At 73.4% G+C, this 16,521-nt stretch carries 15 protein-coding genes and 1 pseudogene; 5 read left to right on the forward strand and 11 right to left on the reverse strand.

Annotated features, from left to right (window positions below):
• Positions 1-65 precede the first annotated feature (65 nt).
• On the reverse strand, positions 66-1,556 hold the full coding sequence (locus ACSMXO_RS22090) for a PQQ-dependent sugar dehydrogenase (RefSeq protein WP_455413591.1): 1,491 nt from the start codon (positions 1,554-1,556) through the stop codon (positions 66-68).
• Between the two features lie 689 nt (positions 1,557-2,245).
• Here ACSMXO_RS22090 and ACSMXO_RS22095 point away from each other — a divergent pair.
• Positions 2,246-4,783, forward strand: a complete 2,538-nt coding sequence (locus ACSMXO_RS22095; protein WP_455413592.1) for a beta-xylosidase/alpha-l-arabinosidase — start codon at positions 2,246-2,248, stop codon at positions 4,781-4,783.
• Between the two features lie 198 nt (positions 4,784-4,981).
• Positions 4,982-5,731, forward strand: coding sequence for a DUF72 domain-containing protein (locus ACSMXO_RS22100; protein ID WP_455413593.1), 750 nt, complete (start codon positions 4,982-4,984; stop codon positions 5,729-5,731).
• Positions 5,732-5,794: 63 nt separating this feature from the next.
• Here ACSMXO_RS22100 and ACSMXO_RS22105 read toward each other — a convergent pair whose 3' ends face one another.
• From ACSMXO_RS22105 to ACSMXO_RS22130, 6 genes are all read right to left on the reverse strand, one after another.
• Complete coding sequence (locus tag ACSMXO_RS22105; RefSeq protein WP_346261249.1) at positions 5,795-6,223, reverse strand: DUF2267 domain-containing protein; 429 nt, start codon at positions 6,221-6,223, stop codon at positions 5,795-5,797.
• 98 nt (positions 6,224-6,321) lie between these two features.
• Complete coding sequence (locus ACSMXO_RS22110; protein ID WP_346261248.1) at positions 6,322-7,191, reverse strand: DUF72 domain-containing protein; 870 nt, start codon at positions 7,189-7,191, stop codon at positions 6,322-6,324.
• A 97-nt stretch (positions 7,192-7,288) separates the two neighbouring features.
• Positions 7,289-7,687, reverse strand: coding sequence for a TraR/DksA family transcriptional regulator (locus ACSMXO_RS22115; protein ID WP_346261247.1), 399 nt, complete (start codon positions 7,685-7,687; stop codon positions 7,289-7,291).
• Between the two features lie 156 nt (positions 7,688-7,843).
• Positions 7,844-8,482 (reverse strand): uridine kinase, encoded by a 639-nt coding sequence (locus tag ACSMXO_RS22120; RefSeq protein ID WP_455413594.1) that lies wholly within the window; start codon positions 8,480-8,482, stop codon positions 7,844-7,846.
• A 133-nt stretch (positions 8,483-8,615) separates the two neighbouring features.
• Entirely contained in the window at positions 8,616-9,437 is an 822-nt protein-coding gene (locus ACSMXO_RS22125) for an ABC transporter permease subunit (protein ID WP_455413595.1), read from the reverse strand.
• Positions 9,438-9,442: 5 nt separating this feature from the next.
• Entirely contained in the window at positions 9,443-10,465 is a 1,023-nt protein-coding gene (locus ACSMXO_RS22130; protein WP_455413596.1) for an ABC transporter ATP-binding protein, read from the reverse strand.
• A gap of 159 nt (positions 10,466-10,624) precedes the next feature.
• Here ACSMXO_RS22130 and ACSMXO_RS22135 point away from each other — a divergent pair, with 159 nt between their 5' ends.
• Positions 10,625-11,956 carry a sensor histidine kinase gene (locus ACSMXO_RS22135; RefSeq protein WP_455413597.1) on the forward strand — a complete coding sequence of 444 codons (1,332 nt, stop codon included), beginning with the start codon at positions 10,625-10,627 and terminating at the stop codon, positions 11,954-11,956.
• A 1-nt stretch (position 11,957) separates the two neighbouring features.
• Positions 11,958-12,614 carry a response regulator gene (locus ACSMXO_RS22140; RefSeq protein WP_455413598.1) on the forward strand — a complete coding sequence of 219 codons (657 nt, stop codon included), beginning with the start codon at positions 11,958-11,960 and terminating at the stop codon, positions 12,612-12,614.
• Between the two features lie 39 nt (positions 12,615-12,653).
• Here ACSMXO_RS22140 and ACSMXO_RS22145 read toward each other — a convergent pair whose 3' ends face one another.
• The gene (locus ACSMXO_RS22145) at positions 12,654-13,277 is read right to left on the reverse strand and encodes a winged helix-turn-helix domain-containing protein (protein WP_346261241.1); all 624 of its coding nucleotides are present in this window, start codon (positions 13,275-13,277) and stop codon (positions 12,654-12,656) included.
• A gap of 193 nt (positions 13,278-13,470) precedes the next feature.
• Here ACSMXO_RS22145 and ACSMXO_RS22150 point away from each other — a divergent pair, with 193 nt between their 5' ends.
• Positions 13,471-14,394, forward strand: a complete 924-nt coding sequence (locus ACSMXO_RS22150; RefSeq protein WP_346261240.1) for an AEC family transporter — start codon at positions 13,471-13,473, stop codon at positions 14,392-14,394.
• Between the two features lie 143 nt (positions 14,395-14,537).
• Here ACSMXO_RS22150 and ACSMXO_RS22155 read toward each other — a convergent pair.
• The 3 genes and pseudogenes from ACSMXO_RS22155 to ACSMXO_RS22165 form a co-directional block, all read right to left on the reverse strand.
• Positions 14,538-14,816: pseudogene (locus ACSMXO_RS22155) on the reverse strand (winged helix-turn-helix domain-containing protein); the annotation flags it as partial.
• 607 nt (positions 14,817-15,423) lie between these two features.
• Positions 15,424-15,921 (reverse strand): rhodanese-like domain-containing protein, encoded by a 498-nt coding sequence (locus ACSMXO_RS22160; RefSeq protein WP_455419288.1) that lies wholly within the window; start codon positions 15,919-15,921, stop codon positions 15,424-15,426.
• Between the two features lie 61 nt (positions 15,922-15,982).
• The gene (locus ACSMXO_RS22165; RefSeq protein WP_346261239.1) at positions 15,983-16,462 is read right to left on the reverse strand and encodes a cysteine dioxygenase; all 480 of its coding nucleotides are present in this window, start codon (positions 16,460-16,462) and stop codon (positions 15,983-15,985) included.
• Positions 16,463-16,521: the final 59 nt, after the last annotated feature.

A 16,521-nucleotide genomic window follows, 5' to 3' on the forward strand; every position in this document is an offset into this window, starting at 1 on the left:
GCCGCACCGGGACGCTGACCGGTCGGACGGTGGCCGGACACCCGGCCACCGTCGACCACACCCAGTCAGGGACTGGTGCAGGTCAGGTCGCTGGGCGGGGTGTTGGTCCCGGTCCACGAGCCCTGGAAGCCGAACGTGGCCGACCCGTTGGCGCCGAGCGTGCCGTTCCAGCTCACGTTCCGGACCGTCACCGACGATCCGCTCGCGGTCAGCGTGCCGTTCCAGAGCTGGCCGATCGTCTGCCCGTTGGCGAAGGTCCACCGCACCGTCCAGCCGTTCAGCGTGCTGGTGCCGTTGTTGCGCACCGTAACCTCGCCCTGGAAGCCGCCCTGCCACTGGTTGATCTGCCGGTAGCTCGCGGTGCAGGCGGTGCCGCTCGGCGGCGGGGTGCTGGTCGGCGGCACGCTCGGCGTCGGCGAGGAGGTGGGCGGCCGGGTGGTGGCGGTGGGCCCCGGGGTCGCGCCGACCGGCAGGAAGCGCAGGATCCGGTCGTCGGTGGCGGCCGGCGTGCCGCGGCCGTCCCGGTTGCTGGTGGCCACCCAGAGCGAGCCGTCCGGGGCGCGTTCGACGGTACGCAGCCGGCCGTACTGGCCGGTGAGCTGGGCGGTCGGGCTGCCGGCCACCCCGCCGCTGCCGTTCAGCGGCACCTGCCAGAGCCGGGTGCCGCGCAGTGCGGCGACGAAGAGCATGTTGCCGTCGATCGTGGCACCGCTCGGCGAGGCCTCGGCGGTCGACCAGGTGACGATCGGGTTGCGGAACCGCGGGTCGTTGCCCTGACCCTCCACCGTCGGCCACCCGTAGTTGCCGCCGGGGACGATGTAGTTGACCTCGTCCCAGGTGTTCTGCCCGAACTCGCTGGCGTAGAGCCGGCCCTGGGCGTCCCAGGCGAGCCCCTGCACGTTGCGGTGGCCGAGGCTGTAGACCAGGGAGCCGGCGGTCGGGTTGTCCGGCGGGGCGCTGCCGTCCGGCCGCATCCGCAGGATCTTGCCGTTGCGGCTGGACGGGTTCTGCGAGTTGGCGGTCTGGCCCGCGTCGCCGACGCCGGCGTAGAGCATGCCGTCCGGGCCGAAGGCGATCCGGCCGCCGTCGTGGAAGTTCGCCCGGGCCAGTCCGGTGAGGATCGGCGTCTGGGTCTGCGGCGCGTCCAGCCGGAACCGGACGATGCGGTTGTCGCTGGCCGAGGTGAAGTAGGCGTACACGTAGCGGTCGCTGGCGTAGCTCGGCGAGACGGCCAGGCCGAGCAGCCCGGCCTCGCCGCCGGGCGAAACACCGGAGATGGTGGCGACCTGCTGCGGAGTCTGCCCCGGGCGGATCTGCACGACCCGGGCGGTGTCCCGCTCGGCGACCAGCGCGCTGCCGTCCGGCAGGAAGGCCATCCCCCAGGGCGCCTGGAGGTTGGTGGCGACGGTCTGCGGCCGGCTGAAGTCGAACTCGCCGGCGGCCAGCACCCCCACCCCGCCGCCCGGTGCCGATGTCGTGTCGGCGACGGCGAACCCGGCGCCGCCGAGCACGACGCCGAGCGCCGCACCCATGACGAGAAGCCGACTACTCCTCATGCCGCACCTCCAGGCGGACCAACCTCTTCCCCGGGCACGGCCGCCCGACGATACAGAGATGTCCGTCAATGTATCACCGGTGCCCGGGCGCGGTCTAGATCAGCTCCGCCGAGGGCGGACGAGCCGGTCCCCGCCCGGCCGGCCCGCCCGCGTCCTCGGCGGGTTCCCCCGCCCGCCCTTCACCCGGGTGCGACCACACCCCACCGGGTGGCGGTCCGGTCGGACCGGGCCCCCACTTCCCCGGCCCCCTGCGCGAGCACGAAACCCGCCGCCCGCCGCCCGGCGGACCAGAGATGATCATCACGCTCGACGTGCCCCGCCGGTGGGATACCGTTCTGTTGGTCCCGAGGCCGTCGCATGAGTCACCGTCCCTTCCATCCGTCGGGCGCGGGCCCGCGCGGCCCGTGACGGCCGGTGTCCCACCGCGCCGGCAGAGCCGAACGATCCGCAAACTTTCGGCGCCAGTCCGATAATTCGCTGTGATGCGGCGCACGCTACGACGCTGTGAACGAACGGTCAAGGATTGCGCCGGCCGGAAACTTGCGAGCTACTTTCGGCCTAAGTAGCCTCTCGACGCGGGCCCGACTTTCCGGAAACATGTCGGAAGTACGTGCGCGCCCGCGTCCAACCTCACTTCGACATGCGGGCGGCTCTGGAAGAGGCCAGCAACAAGCGACAGGAGGCTGCCCGTGAGCAGCAACCGCAACGCCGCCGACACCAGTCGGACAACCACCGACGTCGAGCGGCTTGAGGTCACGGGGGTGCACGATGGGCATCCGCACGACGGACAGCTCACCGCTACCACAACCGTCCCGGCGGACGCAGCACCCAGCGACAGCCCCGCTCCCGACGCCCCGCCCCGCTGGCAGGACCCGCGGCTGCCCGTCGCACAGCGGGTCGACGACCTGGTCGCCCGACTCTCGCTCGAGGAAAAGATAGCGCAGCTCTACGGCGTCTGGGTGGGTGGCGACGCCACCGGTGAGGACCTGGCGCCGCACCAGCACGAGATGGCCAGCGAGGCCCCCGACTGGCGCGGACTGATCAGCGCCGGCCTGGGCCAGATCACCCGGGCGTTCGGCACCGCGCCCGTCGACCCCGCCCTCGGCGCCCGGGCACTGGCCCGGATGCAGGAGGAGATCGTCGCCGCCAACCGGTTCGGCATCCCGGCGATCGCGCACGAGGAGTGCCTGACCGGCATCATGACCTGGAAGGCGACCGTCTACCCCACCCCGCTGGCCTGGGGCGCGACCTTCGACCCGGAGCTGGTCGAGCGGATGGCCGGGCAGATCGGCTCGGCGATGCGGATGCTCGGCGTACACCAGGGGTTGGCCCCGGTGCTCGACGTGATCCGGGACCTGCGCTGGGGGCGCTGCGAGGAGTCGATCGGCGAGGACCCCTACCTGGTCGCCACCGTCGCCACCGCGTACGTCCGGGGCCTGGAGTCCGCCGGCGTGGTCGCCACCCTGAAGCACCTCGTCGGATACTCGGCCTCCCGGGCGGGCCGCAACCACGGGCCGGTCGGCGCCGGCCCCCGGGAGCTGGCCGACGTGCTCCTCCCGCCCTTCGAGATGGCTCTGCGGGACGGCGGCGCCAGATCGGTGATGCACGCCTACAACGAGATCGACGGCGTCCCGCCGGCCGCCGACCCGGAACTGCTCACCCGGCTGCTCCGGGACGACTGGGACTTCACCGGCACCGTCGTTTCCGACTACTTCGGAATCAGCTTCCTGCAACGGCTGCACAACGTCGCGGCCGATCTGGGCGAGGCGGCGGCACTGGCGCTGGCCGCCGGGGTGGACGTCGAGTTGCCGTCGGCGCACTGCTACGGCAGCCCGCTGATCGACGCGGTCCGCGCCGGCACCGTACCGGAGGCCCTGGTCGACCGGGCGGTGACCCGGGTCCTGCGGCAGAAGTGCGAACTCGGCCTGCTCGACGCCGAGTGGTCGACGGTGCCGCCGGCACTCGCCGCGATCGCCGAACGGAGCAACGGCGACGCGCCGGGCATCGTCGAGGGCTCCGTCGACCTCGACCCGCCGGCCAGCCGGGCGCTGGCCCGGGAACTCGCCGAGGAGTCGGTGGTGCTGCTGGCGAACTCCGGGGCGTTGCCGCTACGCCCGGAGAGCCGGATCGCCATGGTCGGGCCACTCGCCGACGACGTCGCCGGGATGCTGGGCTGCTACACCTTCCCCGGCCACGTCGGCAGCCAGCATCCGGAGCTGCCGGACGGAGTCGAGATCCGGACGCTGCTCGCCGCGCTCCGGGCCGAGCTGCCGGAGACCCCCATCAAGTACGCGCCCGGCGGCACCGTCGACGGCCCGGCCGAGGCCGAGGCGATCAGTGCGGCCGTGGCGATGGCCGCCGAGGCGGACGTCTGCGTGGCGGTACTCGGCGACCGGGCCGGACTCTTCGGCAGAGGCACCTCCGGCGAGGGCTGCGACACCGACGACCTGCGGCTGCCCGGCGCCCAGGCGGAGCTGCTGGCAGCGCTGCTGGACACCGGAACCCCGGTGGTGCTGGTGCTGCTCGCCGGCCGCCCGTACGCACTCGGCGACTCGGTCGACCGGCTCGCCGCCGTGGTGCAGGCGTTCTTCCCTGGCGAGGAGGGCGGGCCGGCGGTGGCGCGGGTGCTCAGCGGGGCGGTTTGCCCGTCCGGCCGGCTGCCGGTCGGAATGCCGCGCAACCCGGGCGGCCAGCCGAGCACCTACCTCAACCCGGTGCTAGGCCAGAAGACCGAGGTCAGCAGCGTCGACCCGACCCCACTCTTCCCGTTCGGCCACGGCCTGTCGTACACCAGGTTCAGCTGGCCGGAGGTGCGGGTGGAGGGTGCGGTGCCGGTCGCGGAACGGCCGGTGCAGGTGCCGACCGACGGTGCCGTCACCGTCTCGGTCTCGGTCCGCAACGACGGCGACCGGCACGGCACCGAGGTGGTGCAGCTCTACCTGCACGATCCGGTGGCCCAGGTGACCCGCCCGGTGGTCCGGCTGATCGGCTATGCCCGGGTGCCGCTGGACCCGGGCCAGACCCGCCAGGTGGACTTCCGGGTGCACGCCGACCTCTCCTCGTTCACCGGCCGACTCGGTCACCGGGTGGTCGAACCCGGTGACCTTGAGCTACGGCTCTCCGCCTCCAGCGCCGACCACCGGCACACCGTCCCGGTCCGGCTGACCGGCCCCGAGCGGCGGGTGGACCACCGCCGACAGCTCATCGCCGAGGTGACGCTGCACTGAGCCTCTTCAACCTCCCCTCGCGGTCCGCGTAGGCCGAAGGCGGAAGTCGGGGCGCCCGCGCCGCGCTGTCCAGGTTGAAGGTTCAGTGACCAGCCGCCCGGCGCCCCGATGGTCGGCGGTTGGGGCGCCGGGCCCGGTCGGCCTGGCGGTCGGTCGTCCGACGGGTGCCCGGCCGGTCGAGCGGGCATACTGACCGGGGTGATCCTCGTCGGCACCTCGGGGTGGCAGTACCGCGACTGGCGGGACCGGTTCTATCCGACCGGCCTGCCGCAGCGACGCTGGCTCGAGCACTACGCCGAACGGTTCGGCACGGTCGAGGTGAACAACGCCTTTTACCGGCTGCCCGAACGGGACGTGTTCGCCGGCTGGCGCGCCCGTACCCCGGACGACTTCTGCGTCGCGGTGAAGATGAGCCGCTACCTGACGCACATCAAGCGGCTGCGGGAGCCGGCCGAACCCGTCACCCGGTTCCTCGACCGGGCCACCGCGCTCGGTGACCGGCTCGGTCCGGTGCTGCTGCAACTGCCGCCAAACCTTCCCGCCGACCTCTCCGCGCTGGCCGAGGTGCTGTCCCGGTTTCCGTCCGGCGTACGGGTCACCGTGGAGCCCCGGCATCCATCCTGGTGGACCGAGCGGACCCGGCGGGTGCTGGAGCGGTACGGCGCCGCGCTCTGCTGGGCGGACCGGGGCGGCCGGCCGGTGACGCCGCTGTGGCGTACCGCCGACTTCGGTTACCTGCGACTGCACGAGGGCCGTGCCGAACCCCGCCCCCGGTACGGCCGGTCCGCGCTGCGCTCCTGGCTGGACCGGATCGCCGCGGCCTTCCCCGGCGACGAACCGGTCTTCGTCTTCTTCAACAACGACCCGGGCGGGGCCGCGATCGTCGACGCCGGTGCGCTGGCCGCACTCGCCCGGCGCCGGGGCGTACCGGTCAGCCGGACGCCGTGACACGTCCCGACCGACCGGCGGTCGCCCGCCCGGCACCGCCACCTGGGCAGGCGGTACGCCGGACTACGGCATGATCTTGACGAGATCCTTCGGCATGCTCGACTTGACGTCGTCCCACTCGCCGTCGGTGACGTGCCGCCGCAGCGCGTTCAGCACCGTGTTGACCACGGTCGCCGGGCCGCCCTCGACGTCGAACGGGAAGCCGGCGCGTACCTCGAAGAGGAACTCCTCCCGATTCAGCTTGATCGGGACGACGCTCGGGTCCCAGCCGTCGAAGTAGAGCCCGCGCACCAGCAACGGCAACTGGGCCGCGAAGTGCGCGCTCTCCTGCACCGGCAACCGGTCCCGCAGCAGGTGCAGTACGGTCCGCAGCGCCGCGTACGACTGGTTCCGGCGTTCCTTCGGCCACCCGTACGCCTGCTCGATGTCCTTGAGGATGAGGTTGGTCTTGTCTATCGATGTCTCGAAGGCCGAGTACGAATTGTTCGTCACGACTGATCCCCCGTCCCGTCTCGGCTACTGGCCACCCTTGCCATGCTCCCCGGGGTGCGGGTGAGCCCCGCTCACCCGGGGCGGGTGATTCCGGCTGGCTACGCCGACAGGAGGTCGCGGAGCTTCTCGGCGTTCGTCTGGGCGTAGTCGCGGTAGCAGTTGTTGAACAAGACGTGCGTCTCGGCGGTTTCGCCGGAGAGTTCGCGCAGCTTGGGCGCCCAGTCCGCCAGCTCCCGCTCGGAGTAGTGGTAGCCGAACTTCTGGTAGATGTCCTTGCTGGTCCACTTGTCGCTGTGCCCGTGGAACCGGACCACCGCCAGGTCGGCGGTGGCGGCCAGCACCGGCGGCACCGACGAACGGTGGCCCTGCGGCATGTCGACCGAGACGTACGCCAGCTCGTGCTTGCGGAGGAACTCCAGCGTCTCCTCCCGGTTGCCGTCGGCGAACCAGGAGGCGTGCCGGAACTCGAAGACCGGCCGCAGCGGGCCGCAGCGCCGCCGCACCTCCAGCAGGTACTGCTTGTTGTCCCGGCGGATGGTGAACCACGGCGGGAACTGGAACAGCAGCGCGCCGAGTTTGCCCGCCTCGGCCAGCGGTTCCAGCGCGGAGAGGAAGCGCGTCCACACCTCCTCGTACGCCTGCGCCGGCAGATCACCCGGGTAGACGTTCTTCTTCTCCGTCTCCGGCCGCAGGTCCTTGTAGAGCGCGGAAACCCGGGTCGGATGCCCGGTGAGCAGGCTGAACGCCTTCACGTTGAAGGTGAACCCGGCCGGGGTGCGCCCCACCCACAGTTCGGCGGTCCGCTCGGCGGGCGGCGAGTAGTAGGTGGCGTCGACCTCGACCAGCGGAAACCGCTCGGCGTAGTAGCCCAGCCGCCGTTCCGGGGTGTCCGCGCCCGCCGGATACCAGCCCGATTCCAGCAGCGTCCGATCGGTCCAGGAGGCCGTGCCGACCTTGATCTCACCCATGACTCCAGTTCACCCGCCCCGGCCTGGGCGGGCAAGCCGGGCGCGGTCGGAGCGGACGGGCCGGGCGCGGTCCACCTCCGTCGTCGGTCGGGTCCGCTCAGGCCGCCCGGCGTTCCCGGGACTGCTTGCAGGTGACGCAGGTGGTCGCGGAGGGGAAGATCTCCAGCCGCTCCACCGGGATCGAGTCGCCGCAACCCTCGCACCAGCCGTACGTCCCCTCGGCCAGCCGGCTGAGCGCGTGCTCGAACTGGGCCCGTCGGTCAAGGATGGTCCGCAGCAGCGACTGTGCGGTGTCCCGCTCGGCCGTCTTCGTGCCGCTGTCCGCCTGGTCGTCGCCGGCCGTGTCGCCGACCTCCACCAGTCGCAGCACCTGGCTCTGCGCCAACGCCTCGTCGTATTCGACGGTCAGCTCGTCGTAGCGGGCCTGCAGGGCACGGCGGATCTGGTCGCTGTCGGCCGCCGAGCGGCGAGTACCGATTGCCTCGTTGACGAGCATGCGCTGCCTGCCTTTCCGTCGAAGGTACGGATCTGCGGTCCTGGACGGTATTGTCCGGGTCGCTCCGTCATGAGCAGCGCGATTACCCCACCGCCGTCGCCGGCAAACCGCCGATTTCCCGCCCCGCCGTCGGCCCTGGCCGGCCGTGCCGAGCGGTCAGCGGACGCTCTCCGACTCGACCAGCGCCGGGTGCCGGGGATCGTCCAACCGGACCACCACGTCGGCGAAGGACGCCGGCCCGACCTCCTCGGCGTACCGGGCGAATGCCGGCAGGGTCCAGCGCTGTGCCGGGGGTGTACGCCGGGCCAGCGCACCGGGCGAGAGCACCAGGTGGACCGCCAGGTCGAACGGGAGGCCGCCGCCGAGCAGCAGCGGCCCGCTCACCAGTACCACGCCGCCGGGCGGCAGCGTGACGTAGTCCGCCCGGGTGGCCCGGTCGGTCTCGGCGTTCCACAGCGTCGGCAGGATCCGCCCCGAACCGGCCGGGCCGGCGGGGTCGAGCACCTCCCGGCGCATCCCGGCCTCGTCGAGCCAGCCTAGGTAGTACGCGTCCGGGTTGGTGCGGCCCTGCTCGTAGCGGAGCGACGCCGGCCGGAGGAAGTCCGCCGCGTCGACGCGTACCGCCGGGCGGCCCCGGACCCGCAGCGGGTCGACCAGCGCGGCGGCGAGCCGGCCCGGCTCGGCGGCCGGCGGCCCGTCGACCGCCACCCGCAGCCAGCCGCCGGCACGCTCGCCGGCCAGCCGGTCGGCCAACTCCTGCACCAGCAGTTCCGGGGTGATCGGGCGGACCCTCATCCGACCATCCTGCCCCGGCCCGGAGCGGCGCCGACCGCGCGGGGGCCGTGGTCGCGGCGGATCCGCCGGCGGTCGGGCGGCGGGACCGCCCGGGTGCGCGCCGGAGTAGCACGCCCGCCGGCCGGCGCCCCGGTCAGGCGTCGCGACGGCGCAGCACGAGGTAGCCGCCGAGCAGCGAGGCGGCGGTCCAGAGCACGAGGATGCCGATCCCGGTCCACGGTCCGTAGTCCCGGACCCACCGGCCCTCGTCCTGCGGCCCGGCGAGGTGCAGGATCACCCAACTGGTCTGGTCCGGCAGGTACTGGGTGACGGTACGCAGTCCGGGGATGTTGCCGAGCCCCTGCGAGCCGAGGAAGAAGACCGGCAGCAGTACCGCCAGTGCGCGTACCGGGCTGCGCAGCATCGCCGCCACCCCGAGCGCGAAGAGGCAGAGCAGGACGAGGTGCAGGCAGCCACCGATCACGGCGGTCACCGCGCCGTCCGCGCCGAGCCCGACGCCGTACCGGCCGAGCGCGGCCTGGGCAACGAAGAAGCCGACCAGCACGGTGGGTACCGCGACCGCGCTGGCCAGCAGCGCGGTGCCGAGCACCTTGCCGGCGTAGCAGCGGCCCCGGCGCGGTACCGCGACCAGGGTGGCCCGGATCGTGCCCGAGCTGTATTCGCTCGCCATCACCAGCACCCCGAACACCACCAGGGCGAGTTGGCCGAGCGTCAGGCCGTAGAAGGCGGGAAAGAGCGGGTCGAAGCCGGCCGTCCGATCCGGTGGCCGCGACCCGAAGCTGAGCCCGGCCAGCAGGCTCATGCCGACGCCGACGACGAAGGTCGGCAGCAGGGTCCAGACCGTCGACCGGACGGTCCGGATCTTCGTCAGCTCGGCCCGCAGCACCGCACCGAGCCAGGGCTGGGCGGCCCGGTCCCGCGCCGGCCCGCCGGTCGGCACGCTGGTTTCCGGCACCGCACTCACCGCTCTCCCCCGTCCATCCGCCGGCCACCGGGCATCCGCCTACCACCGTCCACGTCCGGCCTGCCCTCCGCCCGCCGGTCCCCGGTCGCGCCCCGGTCGGCGTCCGCCGGCCGGTCGCCGCCGGCCCGGTAGGGCACCGCCGTCGCGGTGAGCCGCATGAACGCCTCCTCCAGGGAGGCCCGCTGCACGCCGACCTCGTGCACGGTCAGCCGGTTGGCCGCGACCAGCTCCCCGATCCGGGCAGCCTCGCTGTCGTACGCCAGCAGCGTCCCGTCCGGCTCCGCCTCGACCCGGATGCCGGCGGCCACCAGTACGCCCCGCAGCCGCTCCGGCTCCGGAGTCCGGATCCGTACCGCCGTGCCGGAGTTCGCCTCGACGAACTCGCGCATCCCGGTGTCGGCGAGCAGGCGGCCCTGCCCGATCACCACCAGGTGGTCCGCGGTCAGCGCCATCTCGCTCATCAGGTGGCTGGAGACGAAGACCGCCCGCCCCTCGGCGGCGAGCCCGCGCATCAGCTCCCGGATCCACCGGATGCCCTCGGGGTCGAGCCCGTTGACCGGTTCGTCGAAGAGCAGCACCGGCGGGTCGCCGAGCAGCGCGGCGGCGATGCCGAGCCGCTGGACCATGCCGAGCGAGAAGCCGCCGACCCGCCGTTTCGCCACGCTCTGCAGACCGACCAGCGACAGCACCTCGGCGACCCGGGAGCGCGGGATCCGGTTGCTCTGCGCCAACCAGAGCAGATGGTGGTACGCCCGCCGTCCCGGATGCGCGGACCGGGCCTCCAGCAACGCGCCGACCGAGCGCAGCGGTGCGGCCTGCTCCGGGTAGCTCCGGCCGTCGATCAGCACCTGCCCGGCACTCGGGCGGTCGAGACCGAGCATCATCCGCATCGTCGTCGACTTGCCGGCGCCGTTCGGTCCGAGGAAGCCGGTCACCTGTCCGGGCCGGACGGTGAAGGAGATCCCGTCGACCGCGACGGTTCTGCCGTAGCGCTTGCTGAGATTGCACACGTCGATCACGCCCGCCACGCTAGGCAGTTCGGGTCGCCGGAACAGTCCTCGAAAGTCGTCGACCCCGGCCACCAATGTCGACGGGCCACGCCGGTCGCGTGCCGGAGTCGGCGGTGCCGGAGTCGGCGGCCGGTGCCGGTGGGTGACCGACGGACGTAACCTGCTGGCATGCGCCGACACCTGCTGCCCGTTGTCGTACTGCTGGCGGAGACCGCGTTGCTGCTGGCCGGAGCCCGGAACGGGGCGTCACCGTGGGACGTCGCCGGGCACGCCGGGCTGGTGGCGCTGGTCATCGCGGTACGCCACCGGGCTCCGGTCGCCGCGCTGATGGGCGCGCTGCTGCTCGTCACGCTCTCCGACGGCGGGTACGTGCTGCTGCTCTGGGCCGCCTACCAGGCGGGGCGGGAGTCGCTGGACCGTACCCGGGCCGTCATGCTGGGCGGGGCGCTGACCGGCGCGCTCGCCGTACATCTGGTGAGCGCACCGGCGGACCCCCGGACGATCCCGAACCTGATCTCCACGTACCTGGTCTTCGCGGCGCTGCCGGTGCTGGTCGGCCGATACCTTGCCCAGCACGAGCGGCTCGTCTCCACCCTCGACCGGCACAACCGGCAGCTCCGCCGGGAACGGGAGCTGCTCGCCGAGCAGGAGCAGCTCCGGGAGCGGCTGCGGATCGCCCGGGACATGCACGACTCGCTCGGTCACCGGCTCAGCCTGGTCTCGGTGCAGGCCGCCGCGCTGGAGGTGGCGGAGCTGCCGCCGGTGCAGCGGCAGGCGGTGCGGCAGCTCGCCGGGGCCGCGCGCGGCGCCCTGGACGAGCTCTACGAGCTGGTCGGTGCGCTGCGCGGCGGGCATGGCACCGATCAGCGGTCGCCGGGCCCGGAGCGGATCGGCCCGCTGGTGGCGGAGTTCCGCGCGGCCGGGACGCCGGTGACCCTGCGCGAGGAGGGAACTCCGCGCCCGCTGCGGAGCACGGCCGGGCGGGCGGCGTACCGGGTGGTCGAGGAGGGGCTGACGAACGCGCTCAAGCACGCCCCCGGCCAGCCGGTCACGGTACGGCTCCGGTGGGAGCCGGACGCGCTGCTGCTCACCCTGGACAACCCGCTGCCCGACCGCCCCGCGACGCCCACCGCCCCAGGACGCACCGCTCCAGGACGCACCGCCGACAGCGGCGACGCCGTCGACGTCGGCACCGGCGGCGGTAAGGTCGACGGCCACCGGCCGGGGCTGGTCGGGCACGGGCTGGCCGGGTTGCGGGAACGTGCCGACCAGGCGGGCGGATTCGTGGCGTACCGGATCGTCGAGCCCGGCGATCCCGCCCATCCGGACGGCGGCGGGCGGTGCTGGCGACTCCTCGCGATGCTGCCCGCCGCGGAGCCGGGCGGGGAGAGCGCGGAGCCACCCGCTCCGGCCGGGATCCGTACCCTGGCCCTGGGGATCAGCACCGCGGCCGTGATGTTCGTGGCGATGCCGGCGAGCATGCTGCTGGGAGTGCGGTGACGTGATCAGGGTGCTGCTCGCCGACGACGAGCCACTGATCAGGGCCGGCATCCGCACGGTGCTGGAATCGGCCGGCGACATCGAGGTGGTCGCTGAGGCGGCGGACGGCGGGGCGGCGGTCGACGCGGCGCTGCGGCACCGGGCCGACGTGGCGCTGCTCGACATCCGGATGCCGGTACTGGACGGGCTCGACGCGGTCGACGAACTCAACCGGCGGGTGCCCGGACTCCGGGTGGTGGTGCTGACCTCGTTCGGGGCGGAGCCGAACGTGCTGCGGGCGGTGCATGCCCGGGTGGCCGGGTTCGTGCTGAAGAACTGCACGCCGGAGGAGCTGATCCGCGCGGTACGGGCCGCACACGATGGAGACGCCTACCTCTCCCCCGCGGTGACCCGGCTGCTGCTCGGCATGGTCGCGCCGGAACCGGCGGGGCGCCGGCGGCAGGCGCGGGACCGGCTGGCGGTGCTGACCGCACGCGAGTCGGAGATCCTCTGCCTGGTCGCCGAGGGCCTGTCCAACGCGGAGGTGGGTCGGCGGCTGCGGATGAGCGAGATGACCATCAAGACCTACGTGAGCCGGATCCTGGCGAAACTGGACTGCACGAACCGGGTGCAGGCGGCCCTGCTGGCCCGCGACGCCGGACCTACCCCGTGGAGTTGACGACTCGCCCGGGGTAGGCCAGGGGTGACAGTCGACAGGTCAGGCGCTCCGGTCGATGGTCACCACCGCGTCGTCGGCCAGCCGGTAGCCGACCCCGTAGACGGTGGTGATCAACGGTACGTCGCCGACCTTGCCGCGCAGTCGCCGGATGTGCACGTCGACGGTGCGTACCCCGGTGTGCTCGTAGCCCCAGACCGCGGTGAGCAACTGGAGCCGGGTGAAGACCCGCCGGGGATGCGCGACCAGATGCATCAGCAGGTCGAACTCCAGCCGGGTGAGCGGCAGCGGCTCGCCGCCGAGCAGCACGGACCGGGACGCCGCGAGGATGTGCAGCTCCGACGCGCCGGTGGCGGTGGCGGTGACCGGCCGGGCCGGAGTGCGCGGCACGGCGGCGTCGGCGCGGCGCTCCGCCTGGCCAGCGAACCCACCGGTGATCGTCGCCTCGCCCTGTTCCACCAGCTCGCGGGCGGCTTCGAGCAGCCGACGGGCCGGTGCCGTCAGGACCTCCTCGTTGCCGACGAGCGGGATGGATAGCGTCACCGTCAGCGTCGGCGTCGGTGCGGTCGACCCGGCGGGCCGGCGGGACGCTCCGGGCGGTCGACCGGGGCCGACCGGCTGGGCGCTGTGCCACCCGGTACGCGACGAGGCGGGGCTGACCGACATGGTCCTCCTTGGCTGCAACGGGTGTTCCCCCACGGCCCGAACCGCCGCTGCCTCGATGCTTCCGGCCACCGGGGCGAGGGTCAAGGGGACACGACGATGCATGAATGTGACAATCGACAAACTCACCGGAATCACTTGCTCGCTCTTAGTACCAGATCACGCCGCGCCCCGCACACCCGGCAGGATGGTCAACATGCGGGGTGTGGTGACGGGGTTCGCGGTGATCTGGTCGGTCACCCTGGTCGGCTACCTCGTCGGCCGGCACGACCTGCTCGGCCCGCACGGCACCGCGGTGATCGCCCGGCTGGTCTTCCTGATCGCCACGCCCGCGCTGCTCTTCGGCACCCTGGCCCGGTCCACAGTGGCCGATCTGTTCACCCCGGCGCTGGCCGCGTTCGTGCTGAGCACCCTGATCGTAGCGGCGGCCTATCTCCTCGTCGCGCGCTTCGGCTGGCGCCGCCCGGTCGGCGAGTCGACCGTCGGGGCAATGTCCGCGTCGTACGTCAACGCGGCCAACCTCGGGCTGCCGGTCGCCGCGTACGTGCTGGGCGACGTCTCCTTCGTCGCCCCGGTGCTGATCTTCCAGGTGCTGGTGGCGGCCCCCCTGGCACTCGGGGTGCTGGACGCCACCACCACCGACCGGGGCCTGTCGGTACGCCGGTTGGCGCTACTGCCGGCCCGAAACCCGATCATGCTGGGTTCGGCCGGCGGGTTGCTGGTCTCGGTCTCCGGCTGGCAGCCACCGGCCGAACTGCTGCGCCCGTTCGACCTGGTCGGTTCGGCCGCCGTCCCGCTGGCCCTGATCGCGCTCGGCATGTCGCTGCCCGGAAGTCGCCCCCTGGCGGTCGGCCCCGGCGCCGCGCAGCGGTACGTCGCGGTGACCCTCAAGATCGTCGTGCAACCCGTGGTGGCGTACCTGATCGCCCGGTACGCGCTGGGCCTGACCGGGCCGGCCCTACTGGCCGCCGTGGTCACCTCGGCCCTGCCGACCGCGCAGAACGTCTTCGTCTTCGCCACCCACTACCGGCAGGCCCAGTCGCACGCCCGGGACGTCGTGGTGCTCTCTACCATCGCCGCCGCCGTCTCACTCGCCGCGATCGCCGCCCTGCTGGGCTGACCGCAGCCGCCCTGACCGCCGGACCGCAGCCGCCCTGACCGCCGGACCGCAGCCGCCCTGACCGCCGGACCGCAGCCGCCCTGACCGCCGGACCGGAGCCGGCGCTTCCGGACTCCACCGCTCCCGGCCCCGCACCCCGTCGGTCAGGCACCGTCGTCGATCCGTACCGGGGCGTCGTCGGCGAGCCGGTAGCCGACCCCGTGCACGGTGGTCACCAGCGGCACCGACCGGGCCACCTTGGCCCGCAGCCGGCGTACGTGCACGTCGACGGTGCGGGCGACGGCGTGCTCGTACCCCCAGACGTTGCTGAGCAACTGCAACCGGGTGAATACCCGGCGAGGGTTGCGGGCGAGGAAGACCAGGAGGTCGAACTCCAGCCGGGTGAACGGGACGGGTCGCCCGCCCTGGAGCACCACCCGGGGCCCGGTGAGCACCCGCAGCGCCCCGGTACCGGCGCCGCCCGGACCGGTCGTCCCGGCACCGGAGACCGCCGCGTGGGCCGACTCGGCGACCCCGGAGGCCGGATCGACGACACCGGAGGCCGGATCGACGACACCGGCCAGGACCGGCTCCGGCAGGCCCGGCAGGCCCGATCCAGCGACGCCGGGCAGCACCGACCCGGCGAGATCGGGCAACGCTGACCCGGCGACGCCGGGCAGCACCGAGGTGGCACCGTCGGCCAGCAGCGAGTCCGGCAGGTCAGGCAGCACCGGGTCTGGCAGGCCGGGATCGGTGCCGGCCCGGCCCGGCAGGTGGGTCTCGGTCGCCACGTCGGCGCCCTGGTCGCGCAGTTCCCGGACCAGTCCCAGCAGCAGGGCCAGCTCCGGGGTGACCCGCCCGCCGACCAGCGGGAGGTCGACGGTGACCCGGATGACCGGCGCGGTCTCGGCAGCCGGCGACCGGCGCCGGGCCGAGGCGGCCCGGCCCGGTCCGGCCGGTGACGGCGTACGCGGGTGGATGGCGACGACCGACATGGGAACTCCTTCGTGCGACGTTGGTCCGGTCCGCCCGCGTGCGGTGGCGCGCGGGTCAGGTGAGCGCCCGCCGGGGGATCACCGGCGGGGCGAAATCGGGTTGGGCGTAGACGTCGGTCGGCCCGAAGGCGGGCAGCCCGAGCCCGCGCCAGGCGACGAATCCGCCGACGATGTCGGTGGCCCGGTGCAGGCCGAGATCCTGGAGCGCGGCGGCGGCCAGTGACGACGTGTAGCCCTCCTGGCAGAAGACGATGACCGGCAGGTCGTACCGGTCGGCGAGCGGGAGCCGGGCGGAGCTGCGCGGGTCGAACCGCCACTCGAGGACGTTCCGCTCCACCACCAGCGCGCCGGGGACCGATCCGGTGGCGGCCCGCTGGGTGGCCGGGCGGATGTCCACCAGCACCGCACCGGCGCGGGCGGCGAGATGCCCCGCCTCCGGTTCCAGGCGGCGCAGCCGCGCCCGGGCGGCGGCGAGGATCTCGTCGATACTCCGCGAACCGGCCGGGGCCTGCGCTCGACGACAGCCGTCGACCGGCTCCCGGAGGTTGGTCAGGTTCACCGTGCTGTCCTTCCGTCGTGTCGGGCCCCGAACCCGCACCGGATGCCGCACCCGGTCACCAGGCGACTCCCGCCTCGGCGACGTCCGCGACCCGCAGCCGCCCGCCGTCGAGCCGGTAGCGGGTCATGCTGCGCAGCGCGGGACGGTAGACGTGCACGCTCACCGCGGGTCGGTCGCCGTTGTTGGCCACCCGGTGCACGTGCCGGGCACCAAACCGGCGGCCGGTGCCGGTGCCGAGCTGGCGGGGGCGGAGCCGGCCGCGCGCCACGGTCTCCTCGACCAGCGTTCCGGCGGCGACCAGGAAGGCGCCGGCGGATCCGCCATGGTCGTGCAGGTCCGTGTGCTGGCCGGGCAGCCAGGTGAGCAGCCACACCTCGTGGTCGGTGGCGCTGGCCAGGCGGTGGTACCAGCGCGCGACCGGATCGAAGCGCAGCGGCACCGGCCAGCCGGCCGGGCCGGCCGCGTCCGCCGCGTACCGGCGGGCGACGGCCAGCGGGTCCGGCCCGGTCAACGGGTTCGAAGAAATGGAGATCATTTTCGGTCCTCTGGGCACGTGTTCGACTACCGGTGAGAGTAGCCCATAAAACCTATCTG

The organism is Plantactinospora sp. DSM 117369 (assembly GCF_053764795.1).